Below are 19,999 nucleotides of genomic sequence, written 5' to 3' on the forward strand. Positions count from 1 at the left end.
TCACCGCTAAATGGTTTCTTGTTCAGCACTTTTTGTTTACAGTAACAGCTCTTCAAAATTTTAAGGATAGTTATCATGCTTCACACGCCTTTAGCAAAGCACTTGCCTCACGTTAGTAAACTTGTATTTGGATGTATGGGTTTGGGCGGCGGTTGGAATAAAGACGCAATCACTGATGCACATGTTAAGCAAGCTCATGAATGTATAGATAACGCCATTGAAGGTGGTATTAATTTTTTTGACCATGCTGATATTTATACTTTTGGTAAAGCAGAACAGGTTTTTGGTAAAGCATTAAGTGAGCGACCAGAGCTTAGAGAGCACATGTATATTCAATCTAAGTGTGGGATTCGTTTTGAAGATGACTTAGGGCCAAAGCGCTATGATTTTTCATCAAAGTGGATTGAGCAGTCAGTTGAAGCATCCTTGAAACGATTAAATACAGATTATTTAGACGTACTTATGCTGCATCGCCCTGATCCACTCATGGAAGTTAACGAAATTGCTCGTATATTTAGTTGCTTAAAAGAAAGCGGTAAAGTGCGCAATTTTGCAGTATCGAATATGCAGCAGCACCAAATGAACTTTTTACAGCATGCACTTGATATGCCGATTGTGGCTAACCAAATTGAGGCTAGTTTACAAAAACATCAGTTTGTTGATGAAGGTGTATATGCCGGTAACAGTGACGGTAAAGATCTTAATTTTACGCCAGGTAGTATTGAGTACTGTCGCCATTTTGAAATCCAAATTCAAAGCTGGGGTAGTTTATGCCAAGGTTTGTACAGCGGTAGTGATTTATCAAACGCATCTCAGGCCGATATCAACACCAGTCTTTTAGTTAATAAGCTGGCTGCACTTTATGAAACCTCTGCTGAGGCAATTGTCCTTGCATGGTTGCTTCGCCATCCCGCATCTATTCAGCCAATTATTGGAACAACTAATGCTAAACGGATTAAAGCCTCTTGTGATGCTGTAAACGTAGAGCTAACTCGTGAGCATTGGTATGCACTTTATGTAAGCGCTAAAGGCCACGAATTACCATAAGTAGGGCGTTAATATGAACATATTCGTTATTTTAATTGGTTTGTTTGTTGCGCTGGCGATACTTATACCCTTGCTTGAAAAGTATCAAAGTAAAATAGGGCTCAACGGCGCAACCAAATACAGTAAATATATTTGGCCATTAGTGATGGTGTCTTTAGTTATTCAGCTCATTTATGTACTAATGTACTAATGGTTTATAGCGTATACAAAAAAGCCTTTGCAGGTTAAACCTGCAAAGGCTTTTTTAATGTTTATTAATAAACTTTATTTAAGTGCTAACTGTAGCTCGCGATTGCGCTCAAGCTGGGCTATAAAGTTATCAGCAATAGGCTTAAACTTGGCAAGTTCTGAGCGAGGTAATGGCTCTGACTTAGGAAGTTTTACAGTTTTAGGATTACGGTGAACGCCATTTACTAAAAATTCATAGTGTAAATGTGCACCAGTAACACGACCTGTAGAACCTACAGTACCAATTTGTTGGCCCTGTTTAACTTTTTGGCCCGTTTTAACTAGCTTCTTATTTAGGTGTAAGTACTTAGTTACATATTGCGTGCCATGGCTAATAAATACGTAGTTACCGTTGTACTTGCTGTAACCGGCTTTAATTACTTTACCGTTACCAGATGCAACAACTGGTGTGCCAGTGCGTGCTGCAAAGTCGATACCACGGTGCGCTCTAACTTGCCCAGTAACAGGGTGTAAACGGCGAGGATTAAAGCTCGAACTAATATACTTAAAGCTTACAGGTGCACGTAAAAATGCTTTTTTCATGCTACGCCCTTCAGGCGTATAAAAATTGCCGTCGGTATGGCGAATAGCTGCAAAGCGCTGACCTTGGTTTACAAATTCAGCTGCAATAATTTTACCTGTACCAATAAACTCGCCATCAACATAGTGAGACTCGTAAATTAAGCCAAATACATCGCCTTTACGAATGTCGTTTGCAAAATCAACATCCCAACCAAATATGTCAGCAAAGTTCATTATTTGGCGTTCGCTTAAACCTGCTGCAATTGCTGAAGTCCAAAAGTTATTAGATATTTCGCCGCCAGCGGTTTTGGTTAGCGTTTCAATTTCTTTGCTATCAATAGCTGTATCGTAGTTACCTTCTTCGTTTAAGGTAACAAATAAAGTATCGGTTTTTGAAATCACATAGCGCAGTTGAGCTAAGGAGCCATCTTCAGCTGTCGCAAAACTAAGTATTTCACCTGGGTGAATTTTAGTCAGTTTGCGAGTCTCTGCATTAGTGTTAATTAGTTTATGAAGCGTTTGAGCCGAAAAACCAGCACGCTTAAAGATAATTGCTAAATTGTCGCCATTTTTAACTTTATGATCGACAAAGTCGTATTCTGGTAACTTTTCTGCTGCTTGCTCTGAATTTAACTCAGTTAATTTTTCGTTGTTATCAACTTTAACTTGTAACTCATAGCGCTTACCAATTTCTAGTGCATTTGCACTATTGTCTTTGGATGCAGTGGCTTTTTCAGAAGGAAGAAAGGCTAAGCCAACAATAGCAGAAACCAAACCTAGAATAAGCAATTTGTGTTTTTTGGGGAGCGTGTGAACCACGTGAACCATAACGTGCCTTTTTCTGCTGTCAAGATAATAAATACATAATATTGCAGGATATACTTAATAATGTACGAATACTAGTGTTTTGTAGATTTAAACTGACCTTAAACTACGCTAAAATCGGGCTTAGAAAGCCTTTTTTAACGCTCTACCTAGCTAAGACTCAATTGATTTAGTTTAGTTGCATGAATCACTTAAAAAGTTGTTTTAATTAGGTAGAAATTTGTTATGTTAGCTACATCTATTTATTCGGTTTAAACCTTTATTAAACCGTGACTACGCAAGTAACTAGTCGCCCCTTCGTCGGCAGAATTTTGGAGTAATACACAGTGGATTTACAAACCGCTCTAGCAGAGATAAAACGCGGTGCAGAAGAAATATTAATTGAAGACGAACTAGTTGAAAAACTAAAGTCGGGCAAGAAGCTAAAAATAAAAGCAGGCTTTGATCCTACAGCGCCTGATTTACACTTAGGACACACTGTACTAATTAATAAAATGAAAACCTTTCAGGATTTAGGTCATGAGGTTATTTTCTTAATTGGTGACTTTACTGGCATGATTGGTGACCCAACGGGGAAAAACGTAACGCGTAAACCACTTACTCGTGAAGACGTACTAGCCAATGCCGAAACATATAAAGAACAAGTATTCAAAATTCTAGATCCTGCTAAGACCACTGTTGCATTTAACTCTACTTGGATGGAAAAGTTAGGCGCTGCAGGCATGATTAAACTTGCTGCAAACCAAACCGTAGCACGTATGCTTGAACGTGATGACTTTAAAAAGCGTTATGGAAGCGGCCAACCAATTGCAATTCATGAGTTTTTATATCCACTGGTACAAGGTTGGGATTCGGTTGCACTAGAGTCAGATGTTGAACTAGGCGGTACTGATCAGCGCTTTAACTTGTTAATGGGCCGTGAGCTACAAAAAGTAGAAGGTCAAAAGCCGCAAACAGTATTAATGATGCCATTACTTGAAGGTACTGACGGCGTTCAAAAAATGTCTAAGTCGCTTGGTAACTACATTGGTATTACTGATGCGCCTAACGATATGTTTGGTAAAATAATGTCAATTAGTGATGTGCTAATGTGGCGTTACTACGACTTATTAAGCGCGCTTTCTATTGAAGAGATTGCAGCTCAAAAAGAACGTGTTGAGCAAGGTACGAATCCGCGCGATATTAAAATTGAACTAGCTAAAGAGCTAATTGCTCGTTTTCATAGTGAAGCTGATGCACAAGGTGCACATGATGATTTTATTCAGCGTTTTCAGAAAAAAGCGTTACCAGATGAAATCCCAGAGCTAACAATCACTATTGCAGAAGATACTATTTTAATTGCTAACTTGCTTAAAGAAGCAAATTTAGTAGTAAGTACATCAGAAGCAATGCGTATGATTAAGCAAGGTGCAGTTAAACTTAACGGTGAAGATAAAATCACTGATACCAAACTTGAAATAGCAAAAGGCACAACGGCTATTTACCAAGTAGGTAAACGTAAGTTTGCAAACATTACTGTAGCTTAAGCACAGTTTAAAAACTAAAAAACCAGCCGCGGCTGGTTTTTTTGTGCTCGTATTTTGAGCCCTTTAAATCAATTTTAATATTTCAATGCTGGCTATTACTAACAACCAAAATACACGGGCCTGATTTAACCTATTAATTATTACAGGTACATCCTCGGGCGTAGGTAGTCTATCAGTACCAATACGCATTTTATTAAAGCGAGTACCTAAATAAACTGCAGGCCCGCCCAGCTGCACGCCAAGCGATGCAGAACATGTGCTTAAGAGCCAGCCTGTATTTGTTTGATAAAAATGCCTGCCATAATGCTTTATATAATGCATGCTTTGTTTGCTTGCTCGACTTGCTGCAATAGTTAAAGCGAGTAAGCGCATCGGAATATATTCAATAATAAACAAGAGTATTTTAAGCGGTTTTAAAAAGTAACTATTTGGGGAGATATCACTACGCCAAGCTTGTTGTATTAAGGTAAGTAACCGATAGGCAAGGGCAGCTATAGGGCCAAATGCTAAAAATATAAATATGACTACGAAATAGTATCGAGCAGTGCGCAGTATTAAGCTCTCAATTAATGCTTTGATAATACCAGCAGATGAAAGCCTATTAACTTCACGGGCAAGCAGTGGCTTTAGTAATTCGCGCGCTGTGGATTTTTGATTTTGTTTAGTTAGCTTTGCAATGCGAAGTGCTTTTTTATCAATGCTCTTACTTTCTAAGCATAAGTATAAAATAAGGCCAGCGAGTAATTCAGGATAAAAAGCAAACTCGAGTAGTAACACTACAATAATGAGAATGACACTTAAAATAAGTGAGCTTGCGAGTATAGCTGCCAAATATTGATAGCTTTTAGGTTCTTTGCTTTTGTATATACGTTTGCCAATAGCACTAAAAACAGCATTTAACGCCGTATTAGGATGATACCAGCTAATAAGGGGAATAAAGCGCTCAGCAAGGAGCGCTAGTATAAAGGCAATAAAGTCCAAGTGATTTTGAACAATATTGCTAAGCATTTACAAAGATACTGCTGTTAGTTTTTCTAAAAGTGCAACAACCATTTTAGATGAGTTGATTGATGCTGTTTCTAGGTATTCTTCAAATGATTGTGGTGACTCTTTACCAGCAATATCAGACATTGAGCGAATTACAACAAATGGTGTGTTTAGCGTAAAACACGTTTGTGCAATTGAAGCGCCTTCCATTTCAACAGCAAGCATTGTAGGAAAATCACTACGTGCTTTATCAATGCGTATAGGGTCACACATAAATGTGTCACCAGTACAAATTAAGCCAACGAGTGTTTTAACATCACTGATTTGTTCGATAGTTTGCTGTGCTGCTTCAACTAATTTAGGGTGTGCTGCAAAGCCTGCCGGCATTTGTGGTACTTGGCCAATTTCGTAACCAAAAGCAGTTACGTCTACATCGTGGTGACGTACTTCTGACGAAATTACTACATCGCCAACACTAAGAGAAGGATCGAATCCACCGGCTGAGCCTGTGTTAATTATGCAATCAGGTTTGAAGTTATCGATCAGTAAGGTAGTTGCAATAGTTGATGCGACTTTACCAATACCAGATTGAACAAGTGTCACCGTGTTACCAGCCAACTCGCCAGTATAAAAAGTGAAACCTGCTTTAGTTAAAATTTGTGGGTTTTGCATAGCTTCACGTAAAATTTTAACTTCTGGCTCCATTGCGCCAATAATACCAACATTCATAAAGTTTAATTCCTGAGTTTGAATCACTTGATTATACGTGAAGTTAGCAATAAAAAACAAAAAAGCGAGCTTGTTTATGAGCTCGCTTTAAATACTTTTTAGGAGAGTATTTAATTCGTTTTTTAAATTTCAGCTAACGCGGTGGTTTGAGCTTTAGCTTGAGAAGGTGAAAGTACCGCTGGCTTGTGTGAGCGATTACGAACAGGGCGCTGAGTTTGTGTTGCTGCAGGCTTACCAAGTTTAAACATAATTGCATCGCGTACTTCAGAAGGGCGGTAGCCCGATTTAACTTTCATACGAATATGTGGAATGCCCGCAGACTCTAGTGCACCGTTTACAAACCAGTCGCGTTGAGCTTTGTGGCCATCTTTGTTGGCATTGTTAACTAGGTCAACAGCAGCAATGATTGTTAGTTTTTCTTTATCGATTAATACAAAGTCGAGTTGCTTATTTTTAGCTTTAGCTAAAGCAGCACGTTTAGACTTTACTGAAAGGCCTTGCTTACAGTCAATAACGTCGATTAATTTAACGCGACTAACAATTTTATATTGATCGCCAACAGCACGCTCGAGAAGATTTAAAAAAGCGCCTTCAACCTGCGTAAAAACAGTTTGCTTGCGAGTAAAAGGATACGGGTTTCCGCCATCGTCATTAAATTTTGACGCAACAACAGAGGCCCCGACAACTAATACTAGGATTAATAATAAAGCGAATTCCATACGGTAACTCCATAACAACAAATTGACACTGCTCAAACAAAGCAATTTACGTGCCTAAAAAGTATGGGTTATAAAATAATTACCGACTGGTTTACAGGCAATAGCTACACAGCGATTAAGCTTTGTAGCCTCCTTTAATACCTTTTACTGCAATAGCAACAGCATCGTGTGCATGCAGTGACTCATAGTGGTTTATTTGCAGCCAATAATCACTGTAATTGTTTGCCTCTAGCAGTGCTTTAATTTTACGCGCTGCATCTTCACAAAACATAAGGTTTTGACCATTCAAACGGGCAAATTCTTGCTCATCTTCACGTTTTACTGCCGCTTGTACTGGTGTTTTAAGCTCAGCTTCAAGAGTGTTAATTAGCGTAACTACGTCAAATTCTTGAATGTTGCTATCAAGCTTTACTTTTACGTTGGCAATAGAGCGCTGCGAGTGAGGAGTCGCTACAATGCCTTGTGTAGTGCCTAGCCATTCGTGCACATCTTTTTGGCTTAACGTTTCTTGGTTAAACTTTTCGTTAAACGCGTTTTGTATAAGCTGGCGCGCAAGTGCAGCAGAGCATGGGCACGTTGAAGAATAAGTAACATCTACGGTTAGCTCGTAGCTAATAACGTTATTTTCAATTGTACTGGTAAGTACAACTGGGTAGCTTTTCCAGCCCGCTTTACCACTTAATAATGACTTACGGCGTAGCGGTAATTCAAATTTAAATTCAATTTGTGCTTTATCGCTCAGCCCTTCGTGGCTAGTTATAAAGGTATCGAGTGCCTGCGCTATAGTTTGCGGATTGACTTGCTGCTCGGTTGAAAGCAGATCAAGTGCCAAAAATAGACGTGACATATGAATGCCTTTGGCATCTTCTTTATGTAAATTTACAAATGCACGAGCTTTGGCGTTTACTGTAACTGGAGATAAGTCTCGGGATTCAAAAATAAATGGCAGTTCTATTTCGCCCATGCCAACCCAGTCTAATTTACCTGTTTGTAAAGCGGGTGCAGTGTCTGCTATATCTGGCATATTGGTTTGCATGTGCGCTACTCGTATTTTGGGGATAATAAAGCGGGGCATTTTACACTAAATAATTTATTGCTGAAATGATGAGTTTAATAGATGAGCTAAATCAAACATGAAAAATTCTGTTTTTATCGCACAACGTGAGTAGTGGTAGGAGAAAAATGCTAAAATCTGGGAAAATGGTATGTTTATACATACGCATTGCCTTCTTTATATTAAGTACACAGCTAAGAGATAAAATTACGTATGACCGATTATTCTTTGAGCCCTTGGGCTCGGGTACTTTCCAGCTCAATAACGCGATTTGGTGAATTTAAAACCGCTGCTATTTGTTACACTTTATTTTTAACTGTATCTCTTATTTTATCGAGCATGTTTTATTATGTGGCGATAGGCGAATTACACCTTGTTGATATTTTAGCCGTGGTATTTTTTACGGCTGTAGTTTCTCCTTTAATAATAAGTGTGTTGCTTAATTCAATTCGACAACTTGATGCCTCATATGCTTATTTAGATAGCGCCACCAAACAAGAAAAGCTTTTAAATCAAACCCTAAAAGATAACATTAACCGTCTAAACATCGAAATTGATGAGCGTAAAATGGCATTTCATGCCAAGCACCGCGCTATTGAAGAGCTACGTCGAGAAATTGCTGAGCGTAAAAAAACACAACAAGAACTTGCTCAACAAAGCATGCTGCAGCGCTCAATAGTTGATTCATCTCCTGATTTATTTTATTACCGCGATAACAATGGCGTGTTTGCTGGTTGTAATAAAATGTTTGAAGAAGTAATGGGCAAATCAAGTAGCGAACTAATTGGCAAAACGGTTGAGCAAATATTCCCTAGTCACTTTTTATCTGAAGTTTTGAAAACCGATAAAGAAGTAGAGCAAAGCCATAAAGCACTAACCATTGATGTGGGCTATGAAGTAAATGGCGAAACGCGTTGGTTTGAGCTGCGTAAATTACCTTTTATAAATGATGAAGGTGATTACATTGGTCTACTGGGCTTTGGTCGTGATATCACAAGTCGTAAGGAGGCCGCTCAAGCGCTCGAAACGGCCTATAAAGACAAAGGTAAGTTTATTGCTACATTAAGCCATGAACTACGTACACCGCTCAATGGTATTGTTGGTTTAACACGAATGCTGCTTGATACTGACTTAAACAAACAGCAGCGTAGTTGGGGTAATACTATATTTTCGAGTGCTGAAACGCTCGGCAATATTTTTAACGATATTATTGATTTAGACAAAATAGATAGAGATCAGCTCGATATAGTGACCAACTCTATTAATGTGTCAGACTTTATAAATGACGTTGTTAACTTTGCGGGCTTAATCGCGGAGCAAAAAGAGCTAGAGTTTGATATTAAGCGCAATGGGGTGCTGGATATTTACGCACAGCTCGACCCAACTCGCTTACGCCAAGTTGTTTGGAACTTAATTAATAACGCCGTTAAGTTTACACAGCAAGGAAAGGTAACACTTGAATGTAGCCGAGAAAACAGAGTTGAAGGCCCATGGTTAGTTATGAAAGTATCGGATACCGGCCAAGGTATTCCGCCAGAGCAGCTTGCTCACATATTTGATATGTATTACAAAGCGCCAGATTTAAAAGGAACTAACGCAATAGGTTCCGGTATTGGTTTGGCTGTAACTAAGGCACTTGTAAGTGCGATGAAAGGGATAATTACAGTAAATAGTACTGAGGGCGAAGGAAGTTGCTTTACAGTTCAAATACCGCTTAGTCTATGTGTAGCACCAACAGAGCAAAGTTATGTTGGTCGTGGCTTGTATATTTTACTAGTAGAAGATGTACCTCTTAACGCCGAAATTGCCACAAATTTATTAGAGCAACGCGGGCATGAGGTGTTGTGGGCTGAAACCGGTGAAGATGCACTCTCGTTTGTCGAAACCGAAGATGACTTAGATTTAGTATTACTTGATATGCAATTGCCTGATATAAATGGTGACGTAGTTGCCAAGCAAATACGCTCAGATAGTCATTTTGATAAACTACCTATTGTGGCACTTACGGCCAATGTTCGTAGTGCTGAAGAAGAGCTTGAAGGCATATCAATACAAGGGGCGCTTGCTAAACCAATTAACACAGTGAAGCTTGATAAAATGCTGGCTGATTTATTTGGAATTAAGCAAAGTGAATGCACAGAGCCACTGTTAAAAGTAAGTGAAGAAGCCCTTAAAGGCATTGATGCACACTTATTAGATATAGAAACAATAGAAGACTTTGTCAATTCGATGGGCTTAGTTGTGTTTAGACGCAGTAGTCAGCTATTCGAAAAGCTAAGTCCACAATATCAGCAAGAGTTACTTACTTCATTAAATACTGGTGATAGAGAAGAGTATGAATCAGTAGCGCATAAACTCAAAGGTGCGGCTGGCTCAGTAGGTCTTAATGATGTGCAGCTCCATGCCAAAATAATGGAACATGGTGCGATTGATGAATCTGATGAGGTGTTAAAGCAGTGGTTAGATATTCTGGCAGATAAAATAAATGAAGGACAAAAAGCCCTTCATTTATTTTTACAGCAATTAGAGTGAAACTAATTAGCTCTAATTAAGCGTCAATTTTACCAATGAAACGGTAACCTTCACCATGGATGGTGCTGATTAACTCAGACGTTGAGTTATCACTTTCAAAATGCTTACGAATGCGACGAATAGTAACGTCAACAGTACGGTCATTTGCGCGAAGCTCACGGCCTGTCATATGCTTAATTAATTGCTCACGGCTAAAAATGCGACCTGGAGAATCAAGCATTAAACGAAGTGCTCTGTACTCACCTTTAGGTAAACGTTTAGCGTCGCCATTTGGAGAAGTAAGACAACGGCTGTTTTCATCAAGTTCCCAACCATTAAACGTAATAACACCATTTGTTTCTAGTGCTGACTCTTCACCACCTAAGGCTGTACGAGTAATAAGGTTGCGAGCTCTGATAGTTAATTCACGCGGGTTGAACGGTTTAGTAACGTAGTCATCCGCGCCAATTTCAAGACCTAAAATACGGTCAACATCGTTGTCACGACCAGTTAGGAATATAAGACCTACTTTACGCTTTTGGCGTAATTCACGGGCTAAAATAAGACCGTTTTTACCAGGAAGGTTGATATCCATAACTACAAGATTAACGTCATCGTTATTTGTAAGCTTGTCATGCATATCATCGCCATCAATGGCTTCAATAACTTTGTACCCTTCAGCTTCAAATAAACTAACTAGGTTCAGTCGAGTTACGTCTTCATCTTCTACGATTAGAATGACTGGCGTTTGCATTATTAATTAACCTTTTGGAATATATTATTTATAAAAAATCGGTGACTAATTTATAACCGATTACTAGAGATTATAGGATTATACCCATTTGTTAACAAGGAAAAAACAAATTGGATAAAAATAAAACAGTAGGGTGTCCAAAGTCTACTAAAAAGGGCAGTGCAAAAACTACTGTTTAATTGATATATATATGGATGTAGCTATTTGAATCATAAAGTCGAAGCCATTTTCCTTTGATAATTGACATATCATTCAATTAAGCAAGGTACTTAAAATAATCAGACTAATTCAAAGCAAAACTATATCACTTTTTAACCTTTTAACCTTTTAACCTTTCATCAATGTATGTGATACAGCAAAGATAAAAAAGTTCATAAATCGCTTGGTAATATTTATTTAAAGCAATTAAATAATGTTACGCACTTATCACATGCCTCATTAATGAGGTCATTAAATGCTAATTCAAGGATAAATTTTAAATATATGCACTTTTTAATGATCTTTATTTAAGGAATAGTAATTATAAAGCGAGCACCGCGTTTTTCTTCAAGATCAAACATCACTCTTCCGCCAAGTGCTTGTGTTACTAGGTTATAAACTAAGTGCATGCCTAAGCCACTTGCGCCTTGCCCGCGCTTTGAAGTTACAAATGGGTCAAAAATTCTATTTTTAATGTTTTTGTCAACGCCCTGACCATTGTCAGAATAAACGATTGTTAATTTTTTCCCGACGAGTTCTACGTCAAAGCGAATTTCATTGTTTTCTTTACCTATAAATCCATGAATTACAGAGTTCATAAGTAACTGCTGAAAAACTTGTTGTAAAGGTTCAGACTTACTATGAATAGCCAAGTCGGTCGGACAGTTAATAGTTACAACAGGCTTTTTGGGCAATAATTCAGATTGAATCGAGGTTAAAACATCACTTATTAATTTGTGCACATTAATATAGGTATTTACACCGTCGTCTTGAATAACCGCTACTTTTTTAAAGTTAGATATAAGGTCAGCTGCACGATTTAAGTTGCGGTAAATTAAATCTAAGTTTTCAATACCTTCATCTATAAAGCGTTTTAGATGGCTTGAGGTTAGTTTTTTGTCATCAAAGCTTTGCTGTATGTCTGCTAGTTTATCTCTAAGTAACGTAGAACCTGTAATACCTAGCCCTATTGGTGTGTTAACTTCATGGGCAACACCTGCAACCATTTGCCCTAAAGATGCCATTTTTTCGTTTTCAACAATTTGTGTTTGGTATTGATGCATCCGCTCAAGAGTTGATAAAAGCTCTTGATTTGCCTCTCTAAGCGCGATTGTTCGTTGGTTTACTTTTTCTTCAAGGCTTAGGTTTAATTGTTTGATTTCTTGCTTATCTTTTTCGTGGCGTTCAAGTTGTTTTTTTGTACGCGTAAGCATGATATTTAAACTATTTGAAAGAGCACTTATTTCTTTTACATCAGTTACTGGTGCGCGTGCATCGTAGTTATGATTTTTAGACACATCCTGCAATAACACGCTTAATTGCTCTATTGGCTTAGCTATACGTCGTTGAACTTTAATAGCAATAAAGTAAACAACCGCCAGAATTAATAATGTTAATAACACGTCTATTAATATTTTTCTCTCAATATAAACCTCTAAACTCTCGAGGCTTCCTCGCATATACACATAACCTACTACTTGTTCGTTATCGTAAATAGGGCGGGTTAGCTCAATATGGTCATTCGTAATTCGTGGTGTTTTTAGCTCTTCTACACTGTCTATTCTCAGTGGCACAGGAGGTGTTTTTTTAGCATTAAAGCTAATAAAGAAAACAGGCTTTTGGGATGCTTTTTCTATTGAGTAAATATGTATGTTTTTTACAAGAGGGATCTTTTCAAATGACTTGAGGCGTTTTTCTTCTGTTTTACGATCATCTTCAATTACCGATTGCCCAGCATCAAAAGCTACAATTTCAGAAAGAATAACAAGCTTATTAACTATTAATTGCTTTTGTTCTTTCACGCTTAAATACGTAGAGATAGAAATAGATAACGATAAGCAAATAGCTGTAATAAGCATGATCAAATTAATGAGTGCTTTTCGAATGCTACTTTGATGAACTTTTTTAGGCATTATTTCATTATCGCCTGAGTTAAATTTAATTATTTAGAGTTTTAGTTTAGCAAAGACGTGGAAAAATGAAGGAAAAAAACTAAATTAATTCTTATATTTATTCGAAAGTTAGCTTGAGCACGTTTGTGCTCAATCATTTTACAAATTTAAATTAGCTGCTATATACAGCAAATTTATTGTTCTTAAATACAGTTTGATAGCTTTCAAACTGAGTTTCTAAAATAGGCGGGTACTTTAAAAAGCTGTTAGCAACAATATTTAGCTTCCCTAATTTAGTTAAATGCTGTTTTGCATTAGCTAAAAATGTTTCTGCTACTGTGTAGTCGGTTGCAATACCGGTATGAAAAGGTGGATTGCTAATAATTAAATCAAACTTGCCATTAATGCTTTTAAGGCCGTCACTTAATATAGCCTCACCATTGATGTTGTTAAGCTTTAGGGTTTGCTGTGTTGCATAAGTTGCCAGCGCACTTACATCACTACACACAAACTCAAGTGCTGGATTATGAAGCCCTAAAAAAGTTGCTATTAAACCTGCGCCACAACCAAAGTCGAGAACTTTGCCTTGCTTAATTGTCGGTGCGTTTTCCAGTAGAACTTTCGTTCCTATATCTAAACTACCGTGATTAAACACCCCAGGAACACTAATAGCTGTAAATTCAGTGTCGGCAACATTAACAACAAACTTTTTATGGTAAGTCGTAATATCAAAGTGAGGGTGCTTAGAAATTTCAGCAAATGAGTAAAGAACGCAGTGCTTAGCTGAATCAATCTTGTTACTAAACTCAGCTTTACCAGCTAATTGCTTTTCAATTGACTTAACACCACTTTTGTTTTCACCTACTACTAATAGTTCGGCATCATCAGTAATAGCAGATCGAATATTATCAAGTGCCATTAATAACTCTGGTTTTGATTTAGGGTAGTAAAGAATAACTAAATCGTAGTCGTTACCAGGTATTGTGTGGCTTACATGAACATCAACATCTTTGGTGTTTTTAGCAAACTCTCCGTTAGCATGGTTGTAGCTAAACGCAGTTACTTTGCTTTGCGGATTAAGTCTTTTAAGCTCTGTTAAAAAGCCATCTTGAACAAAGTTGACCACCAAGATAGATTTTCCCGTTAGTGCCTCGCTATTACGAAGTAACAGTAAACTTGGGTTGGTTAGTACGCTCATAAATGGCTTTGCCTTACAGTATATTTAGTTTTATAAAAGTAAAAGTGAGTAATTAAATTTAATTATTCTGTGCGCTCAAACATTAAATCCCACACGCCATGACCTAGGCGATGTCCGCGCTGCTCAAACTTAGTAAGCGGGCGTAAATCTGGACGAGGAACATAATCATTTGTTTCTGATTGGTTTTTAAAACCAGGAGCTACATTCATCACTTCGAGCATGTGCTCTGCGTAGTTTTCCCAGTCTGTTGCCATATGAAAAACGCCACCCATTTTAAGTTGGGCTCTTAGCTTTTCAACAAACTCAGTTTGTACAATACGGCGTTTGTGGTGACGCTTTTTATGCCAAGGGTCAGGGAAAAATAGTTGTAGTGTTGTTAAGCTTTCATTAGGTATGCAATCTGCAAGTACTTCAACTGCATCGTGTTCAAAAATACGTAAGTTGGTAATGCCTGCTTCATCGGCATCCATTAAACAAGCACCAACGCCTGGGCGGTGTACTTCAATGCCGATAAAGTTTAGGTGAGGGGCATTTGTTGCCATTTCGACAAGCGACTTACCCATACCAAAACCAATTTCTACTACTACATCGTTGTTGTTGCCAAAAACTTCGCTTAAATCAAGCATACCGTTTTTATGCTCTAGGCCCATTGTTGGCCAGCATTTTTCGATTGCAGCGGCTTGGCCTTTGGTTAATCGACCTTCGCGTTTTACAAAACTGCGAATGGTGCGGATGTATTTACCTTCTTGCTTAGCTTGCTCAAGGTTAGTGTTGCTTGATTCACTCATATTATTGGCCTGACAAAAACAATGTGTTTAAAAATGGTTGCATATTATCCCTGACCGAGGCCGCAATCACAAGTATTAGCTGGTTTTACACCCCGTATAGCTTGATCTTTTTGTTAACTGCAATAGACTGAGCCGCCATTGGGCATCAGTAAAAGTTAAAAATGTTGGATTTAAATAAAGAACAGTCACACTGGTTTTCTAATCAAGTTGTTGATTGGTATCACCTTCATGGGCGTAAAACACTCCCGTGGCAGCTAGGTAAAACACCTTATAAAGTGTGGGTGTCTGAAGTGATGCTGCAGCAAACCCAAGTTATTACTGTTATTCCATACTTTAAAAAGTTTATGCAAAGCTTTCCAGATATTATCGCTTTAGCTGATGCGGATGAAGACTTAGTACTGCATCACTGGACCGGTTTAGGGTATTACGCTCGTGCGCGTAACTTACACAAAACAGCTAAAATAGTGCGTGACAAATACCAAGGTGAGTTTCCGAAAACACTCAATGAAGTAATGGATTTACCTGGAATAGGGCGCTCTACTGCAGGAGCTGTTTTATCATTGTCGCTTGGGCAGCATCACCCTATTTTAGATGGGAACGTGAAGCGAGTTTTAGCGCGCTATTTTATGATTGAGGGCTGGTACGGCGTTAAAAAGGTCGAAAACCAGCTTTGGCATTTATCAGAGCAGTTAACGCCTAAAGATAATGTTACTGAGTTTAATCAAGCTATGATGGATTTAGGGTCTAGCGTTTGCTCACGCAGCCGGTTTGATTGCGAGGCTTGCCCATTAAACTCAGGCTGTGGTGCTTTTAATACAGGTAAAGTAAAAGAGTTTCCACATTCAAAACCTAAAAAAGCAGTTCCTAAAAAGAGTTGTCATCAGTTAATTATTCAGTGTGGTGATAAAGTGCTTATGGAAAAACGTCCTAACAGCGGTATTTGGGGCGGATTGTTTGGCTTTTTTGAATTTAATGAGTACGAAGAGCTTCAAATGTTTTTAGCTCAGCAAGGCCTAGAGGCTAGTTTAGTAGAGCTTGAAGCGTTTATTCATGTGTTTTCACATTTTGAGCTGAGGATTAACCCGCATGTGCTCAATGTTAAGAAAACTCCTGATGTGGTAAACGATAAGCAATTAATCTGGTATCCGCTTGATCAATCAATAGAGGTTGGCCTAGCAGCGCCAACTAAAAAGTTGGTTAAACAAATTACAGCAATAGTATAGAATAGCCCCATATTTAGCGTTAGAGAGAATCAATCATGGCACGTACAGTATTTTGTCAAAAGTTACAAAAAGAAGCCGAAGGGCTTGGCTTTCAGTTATACCCTGGTGAAATTGGTGAAAAGATTTTTAATAACATCTCTAAAGAAGCGTGGGCTCAGTGGCAACATAAACAAACAATGCTTATTAACGAAAAGCATTTAAATATGATGGACCCAGAACACCGCACATTTTTAGAAGAGCAAATGGTTGGCTTTTTGTTTGAAAACAAAGATGTAGAAATTGAAGGTTATCGACCGCCTGAAAAGTAATGTTTTAAACATAAGAAAAAGGGCTATTTAGCCCTTTTTTTATGTTTATTTATTCATTTAACTCATCTTCTTGCTCAGATATTTTAATTTGTTCCTTTAAAAATTGAGCAGCTTTAGAGTATTCAATTTCCAGCTTATCTCTTAACTCTATTAATTCATCGGTTGTGAGTTCACCTTCTTTACATTTATCTTCAAATGCACTTGAAAGTTCTGCCACCGTTTGGGCACCAATTGTCTTGGAGATCGATTTTAATTGATGACACCCTTCAATAATCTCATTTAAGTCGTTAACCATAACGCCGGAATTAATACTCTTAATTAAGCCTTGGCTTTGTTCTAAATACATTTTGAAGAAACGGATTTGCTTAGCGTTATCACCGTTTACATATTTAGCAACAGCTTCCATATCAATAGGTAGTGCCATAGTTTGATGGATAACTACATTTGGGTTTTGGCTTTGTTTATCGCTCCAACGTTTTAGAGTTTCTTCTAACGCGTTCAGCTCTATAGGTTTGGTAATGAAGTCGTTAATACCTACCGCTAAACAGCGCTCTTTTTCGCCTTTAAGTGCGTTTGCTGTTACTGCAATAATGTAAGGCTGTGCATCAATCGATTCTAATAGCTCTGCTTCATTACGGATTTTTTCGACCATATCGTAACCCGACATTTTAGGCATGTGTAAGTCGGTTAAAATAAGTGAGTAATCACCTTTTCTCCACATATCTAGGCCTTCTTCACCGTTGTTCGCTATTTCAACGCCAAAGCCCAGTATATGTAGTTGATCGGTGAGGACTTGTTGGTTTAGAAGGTTATCTTCAACAAGTAAAACCAATTTGTTTGAATCACGTGCCTGCTCAACATTTAAATAGTTATTAAGTGTTTTGGTTTTTTTAATTTGCTTAGGTGTATGTAACCCTGCAGCCACCAATATAGAAAGCATAAAGTTAGATTTACATAGAGGAGAAGCATTAATATAAAAAATGTTTTTATGATTTATAGCTGCTTCATCAAGCTTACTTAGTACTACAACTTGTTGGTTATAATCTTCTAATGAATAAAATAAACGTCTTAGCAGCGCATTAGTTTTATCCATATTGTCTATGCCATCAGCTACCCAAATAATATCTTGTGAATGCTGGTGCTCTTCAATTTCTTCTTCTGTGTGTGCATAAATTATTTTAGCGCCCATGAACGATAAATAACGGTACATTGTTTTTTCACGTTCTAGGTGATTACTAACTACAACAATTTTCTTGCCATTTAATGCACCTTTATGTGCGTACTTAATTTTACCCGATGTGCTAAACGGCAGCTCTACTGTAAACTCACTGCCAATTCCCGTATGACTAGTTACATGAATAGTACCTAGCATAAGCTCAGTTAAGCTTTTACAAATAGAAAGACCTAAACCGGTGCCACCATATTCTCGGGTAATTGAGTTTTCGGCTTGAATAAACGGATTAAATATTTCGCGTAATTGTGCCTGCGACATGCCTTTACCGTTATCAGTTACGCAAAAGCGTAAAGTAAAGTGATCAGTCGTATTATGTACAACCTCTGCTGATATTTTTACATGGCCTTGGGTTTTTTCATCAGTGCTAGTGAATTTAATTGCGTTGCTACATAGGTTATAAAGCACCTGACGTACACGCACACTATCACCTGTAAGATTGACCGGAATATCTGGTGCTATTGCTAGCTCTAAATCAAGCTCACGTTTTTTAGCAACTGATGAGAGCACTCGAGCAACTTCTTCAATGGTATCGGTTACCGAAAATGGGATCGGGTCAATATTTAGCTTTCCAGCCTCAATTTTAGAAAAATCTAAGATATCATCCAAAATGCTCAATAACGAAAATGCTGATTCACGAATAATCGTACTTAAACGATGTTGAGCGCCATCAAGCTCGGTCTGGCGCAGTAAATCAATAGTACCTATAACACCATTCATCGGTGTTCTTATTTCGTGGCTCATTGTGGCTAAAAAGGTTGTTTTGGTATCGCTTGCTCGTTCTGCTTTTAATGTGGCTTGCTCAAGCGCTATAGTACGATTTTGCACTTCGGCTTCTAGGCCATTTTGTAATTTATAAAGCTCTTTTTGTGCGGCGTCATTCTCACTCATCGCAGTCTGTACTTTTTGTAGCAGTAAGTTAATGTTTTTTGCCACTACACCTAAACCAATATCAAGCTGCTCATCAACACTACTATTGTAATTAGCATTTTCGGTGATTGCCTGCAGCTCTTGTGTAAGAGTGTCAGTACTTTTTCGTAAGCGACTATTAATGTACATATTAAACATTAAAGTAAATATAAATAATGCAGCTACGCTTGCTATCGCAATAATGTAGGCAATAACTTGAGAGTTTTGAGCGCTTAAAGGAGCGGTTGGTAGGTTTTGCTTAATAATAAGCTCGCCAATAGGTTGATCGTTTAACAGCAGTAAGTGGTGTAGGATGCCTTCTTCTACTAGATGCTTTTCAGTTTTAATTGAAGCGATAGCAGGTTTACTACTGCTATATACCAATTGAGTACCTGATGTTGGATTGAAGCGATATAGAGTATATTCAAAGTCATCATCTAATAACGACGTTAAATCAAGTAACTGCCTTACTTTACCTTGACCATACATAGTTAATGCATCAACCATAGGTAAGTCTAATCTATCGGCAAGCGTCACAATATTAACAGATGATGCAGGTTGGGCTGTCTTAACTTCAGTTTGTGAATAAAATGAGTGGGCAATAATAGCAAGCGCTGTTACTGCAATATTTATGATTAAAAAAAGAGGTAATAAGCCTTTGACTGGCGATGAAAATTTACTCTGCATTGATTGTTTCCAATTGATGTGATTTTACTACGATAAGTCCCTATCGTACGTATCTAAGTTAATCGTAACATTTACAAAAAATAATTCACTACGGTTTTAGTCTGATTTATTTATATTTATAGTTCGATTTGTGGTAAAAATGAACGTTATTAATGAAAAATACACTGAGTTGTCTGAAAACCGTTCAAACAGTTATAAAGAATAAAAAAAAAGTTGACTTGTAAGGGCAAAACTCGTTTAATACGCCGCACGCCCAGATAGCTCAGTCGGTAGAGATGAGTGGGAATTGCATTAAAAATCCTTCAAGATTTTTAATTAGCACTGTTTAAGTGCCTCGATAGCTCAGTTGGTAGAGCAGAGGATTGAAAATCCTCGTGTCCCTGGTTCGATTCCGGGTCGAGGCACCATTTATTAAAGTAGTGGTGTTTAATCAACAGTTTAAACATTATTACGCGTGCCTTAGCACACAGTTTTGTGTGCCGACTTAGCTCAGCTGGTAGAGCAACTGACTTGTAATCAGTAGGTCAACCGTTCGACTCGGTTAGTCGGCACCATTTATATAAAGTTAATTGTAAAGCATCACAATTAACTAGCACAGTTTATGTGCCTCGATAGCTCAGTCGGTAGAGCAGAGGATTGAAAATCCTCGTGTCCGTGGTTCGA

At 37.9% G+C, this 19,999-nt stretch carries 16 protein-coding genes and 2 tRNA genes; 8 read left to right on the forward strand and 10 right to left on the reverse strand.

From position 1 onward, the window contains the following. The first annotated feature begins 75 nt into the window (after window positions 1-75). Together I6E69_RS19100 and I6E69_RS19105 are read left to right on the forward strand one after the other, a co-directional pair. Complete coding sequence (locus I6E69_RS19100; protein ID WP_024604017.1) at window positions 76-1,047, forward strand: aldo/keto reductase family oxidoreductase; 972 nt, start codon at window positions 76-78, stop codon at window positions 1,045-1,047. Between the two features lie 13 nt (window positions 1,048-1,060). After that, window positions 1,061-1,237, forward strand: a complete 177-nt coding sequence (locus I6E69_RS19105; protein ID WP_007583822.1) for a hypothetical protein — start codon at window positions 1,061-1,063, stop codon at window positions 1,235-1,237. A gap of 74 nt (window positions 1,238-1,311) precedes the next feature. Here the strand turns inward: I6E69_RS19105 and I6E69_RS19110 are convergent, their stop codons facing one another. After that, window positions 1,312-2,625 (reverse strand): peptidoglycan DD-metalloendopeptidase family protein, encoded by a 1,314-nt coding sequence (locus I6E69_RS19110; RefSeq protein WP_024597684.1) that lies wholly within the window; start codon window positions 2,623-2,625, stop codon window positions 1,312-1,314. A 323-nt stretch (window positions 2,626-2,948) separates the two neighbouring features. On the opposite strand from I6E69_RS19110, the gene tyrS reads away from it, so the two are divergent. Continuing rightward, window positions 2,949-4,148: a tyrosine--tRNA ligase gene (gene tyrS / locus I6E69_RS19115; protein ID WP_007585427.1), complete on the forward strand. Its 1,200-nt coding sequence runs from the start codon at window positions 2,949-2,951 to the stop codon at window positions 4,146-4,148. Between the two features lie 63 nt (window positions 4,149-4,211). On the opposite strand, the gene I6E69_RS19120 is transcribed toward tyrS, so the two are convergent. The 4 genes from I6E69_RS19120 to folE2 all read right to left on the reverse strand — a co-directional run bounded on the left by I6E69_RS19120 (window position 4,212) and on the right by folE2 (window position 7,619). After that, window positions 4,212-5,156: a regulatory signaling modulator protein AmpE gene (locus I6E69_RS19120; RefSeq protein WP_182720553.1), complete on the reverse strand. Its 945-nt coding sequence runs from the start codon at window positions 5,154-5,156 to the stop codon at window positions 4,212-4,214. Next, window positions 5,157-5,864, reverse strand: coding sequence for a 5'-methylthioadenosine/S-adenosylhomocysteine nucleosidase (mtnN, locus tag I6E69_RS19125; RefSeq protein WP_024597687.1), 708 nt, complete (start codon window positions 5,862-5,864; stop codon window positions 5,157-5,159). 122 nt (window positions 5,865-5,986) lie between these two features. Continuing rightward, window positions 5,987-6,583, reverse strand: coding sequence for a DUF2726 domain-containing protein (locus I6E69_RS19130; protein WP_002962552.1), 597 nt, complete (start codon window positions 6,581-6,583; stop codon window positions 5,987-5,989). A gap of 115 nt (window positions 6,584-6,698) precedes the next feature. Beyond that, entirely contained in the window at window positions 6,699-7,619 is a 921-nt protein-coding gene (gene folE2, locus I6E69_RS19135) for a GTP cyclohydrolase FolE2 (RefSeq protein ID WP_002962551.1), read from the reverse strand. 231 nt (window positions 7,620-7,850) lie between these two features. On the opposite strand from folE2, the gene arcB reads away from it, so the two are divergent. Continuing rightward, window positions 7,851-10,169: an aerobic respiration two-component sensor histidine kinase ArcB gene (gene arcB / locus I6E69_RS19140; protein WP_039486381.1), complete on the forward strand. Its 2,319-nt coding sequence runs from the start codon at window positions 7,851-7,853 to the stop codon at window positions 10,167-10,169. 16 nt (window positions 10,170-10,185) lie between these two features. Here arcB and arcA read toward each other — a convergent pair whose 3' ends face one another. From arcA to trmB, 4 genes are all read right to left on the reverse strand, one after another. Next, complete coding sequence (gene arcA / locus I6E69_RS19145; RefSeq protein WP_002962549.1) at window positions 10,186-10,902, reverse strand: two-component system response regulator ArcA; 717 nt, start codon at window positions 10,900-10,902, stop codon at window positions 10,186-10,188. 506 nt (window positions 10,903-11,408) lie between these two features. Beyond that, complete coding sequence (locus I6E69_RS19150) at window positions 11,409-13,013, reverse strand: sensor histidine kinase (protein WP_039486377.1); 1,605 nt, start codon at window positions 13,011-13,013, stop codon at window positions 11,409-11,411. A gap of 151 nt (window positions 13,014-13,164) precedes the next feature. After that, window positions 13,165-14,190 (reverse strand): 16S rRNA (guanine(1207)-N(2))-methyltransferase RsmC, encoded by a 1,026-nt coding sequence (gene rsmC / locus I6E69_RS19155; RefSeq protein WP_024605357.1) that lies wholly within the window; start codon window positions 14,188-14,190, stop codon window positions 13,165-13,167. A gap of 62 nt (window positions 14,191-14,252) precedes the next feature. Further along, window positions 14,253-14,978: a tRNA (guanosine(46)-N7)-methyltransferase TrmB gene (gene trmB / locus I6E69_RS19160; RefSeq protein ID WP_007582957.1), complete on the reverse strand. Its 726-nt coding sequence runs from the start codon at window positions 14,976-14,978 to the stop codon at window positions 14,253-14,255. A 161-nt stretch (window positions 14,979-15,139) separates the two neighbouring features. On the opposite strand from trmB, the gene mutY reads away from it, so the two are divergent. Both mutY and I6E69_RS19170 read left to right on the forward strand, forming a co-directional pair. Then, window positions 15,140-16,201: an A/G-specific adenine glycosylase gene (mutY, locus tag I6E69_RS19165; RefSeq protein WP_197121953.1), complete on the forward strand. Its 1,062-nt coding sequence runs from the start codon at window positions 15,140-15,142 to the stop codon at window positions 16,199-16,201. Window positions 16,202-16,236: 35 nt separating this feature from the next. After that, the gene (locus I6E69_RS19170; RefSeq protein WP_002962543.1) at window positions 16,237-16,509 is read left to right on the forward strand and encodes an oxidative damage protection protein; all 273 of its coding nucleotides are present in this window, start codon (window positions 16,237-16,239) and stop codon (window positions 16,507-16,509) included. A gap of 49 nt (window positions 16,510-16,558) precedes the next feature. On the opposite strand, the gene I6E69_RS19175 is transcribed toward I6E69_RS19170, so the two are convergent. Further along, window positions 16,559-19,336, reverse strand: coding sequence for a hybrid sensor histidine kinase/response regulator (locus I6E69_RS19175; RefSeq protein WP_197121955.1), 2,778 nt, complete (start codon window positions 19,334-19,336; stop codon window positions 16,559-16,561). Window positions 19,337-19,667: 331 nt separating this feature from the next. Here I6E69_RS19175 and I6E69_RS19180 point away from each other — a divergent pair. Continuing rightward, window positions 19,668-19,743 (forward strand) — tRNA-Phe (locus I6E69_RS19180). A 71-nt stretch (window positions 19,744-19,814) separates the two neighbouring features. Next, window positions 19,815-19,890, forward strand: a tRNA-Thr gene (locus tag I6E69_RS19185). The last annotated feature ends 109 nt before the right edge of the window (window positions 19,891-19,999 follow it).

This window comes from Pseudoalteromonas sp. NZS100 (assembly GCF_015864815.1).
GTDB lineage: Bacteria > Pseudomonadota > Gammaproteobacteria > Enterobacterales > Alteromonadaceae > Pseudoalteromonas > Pseudoalteromonas distincta.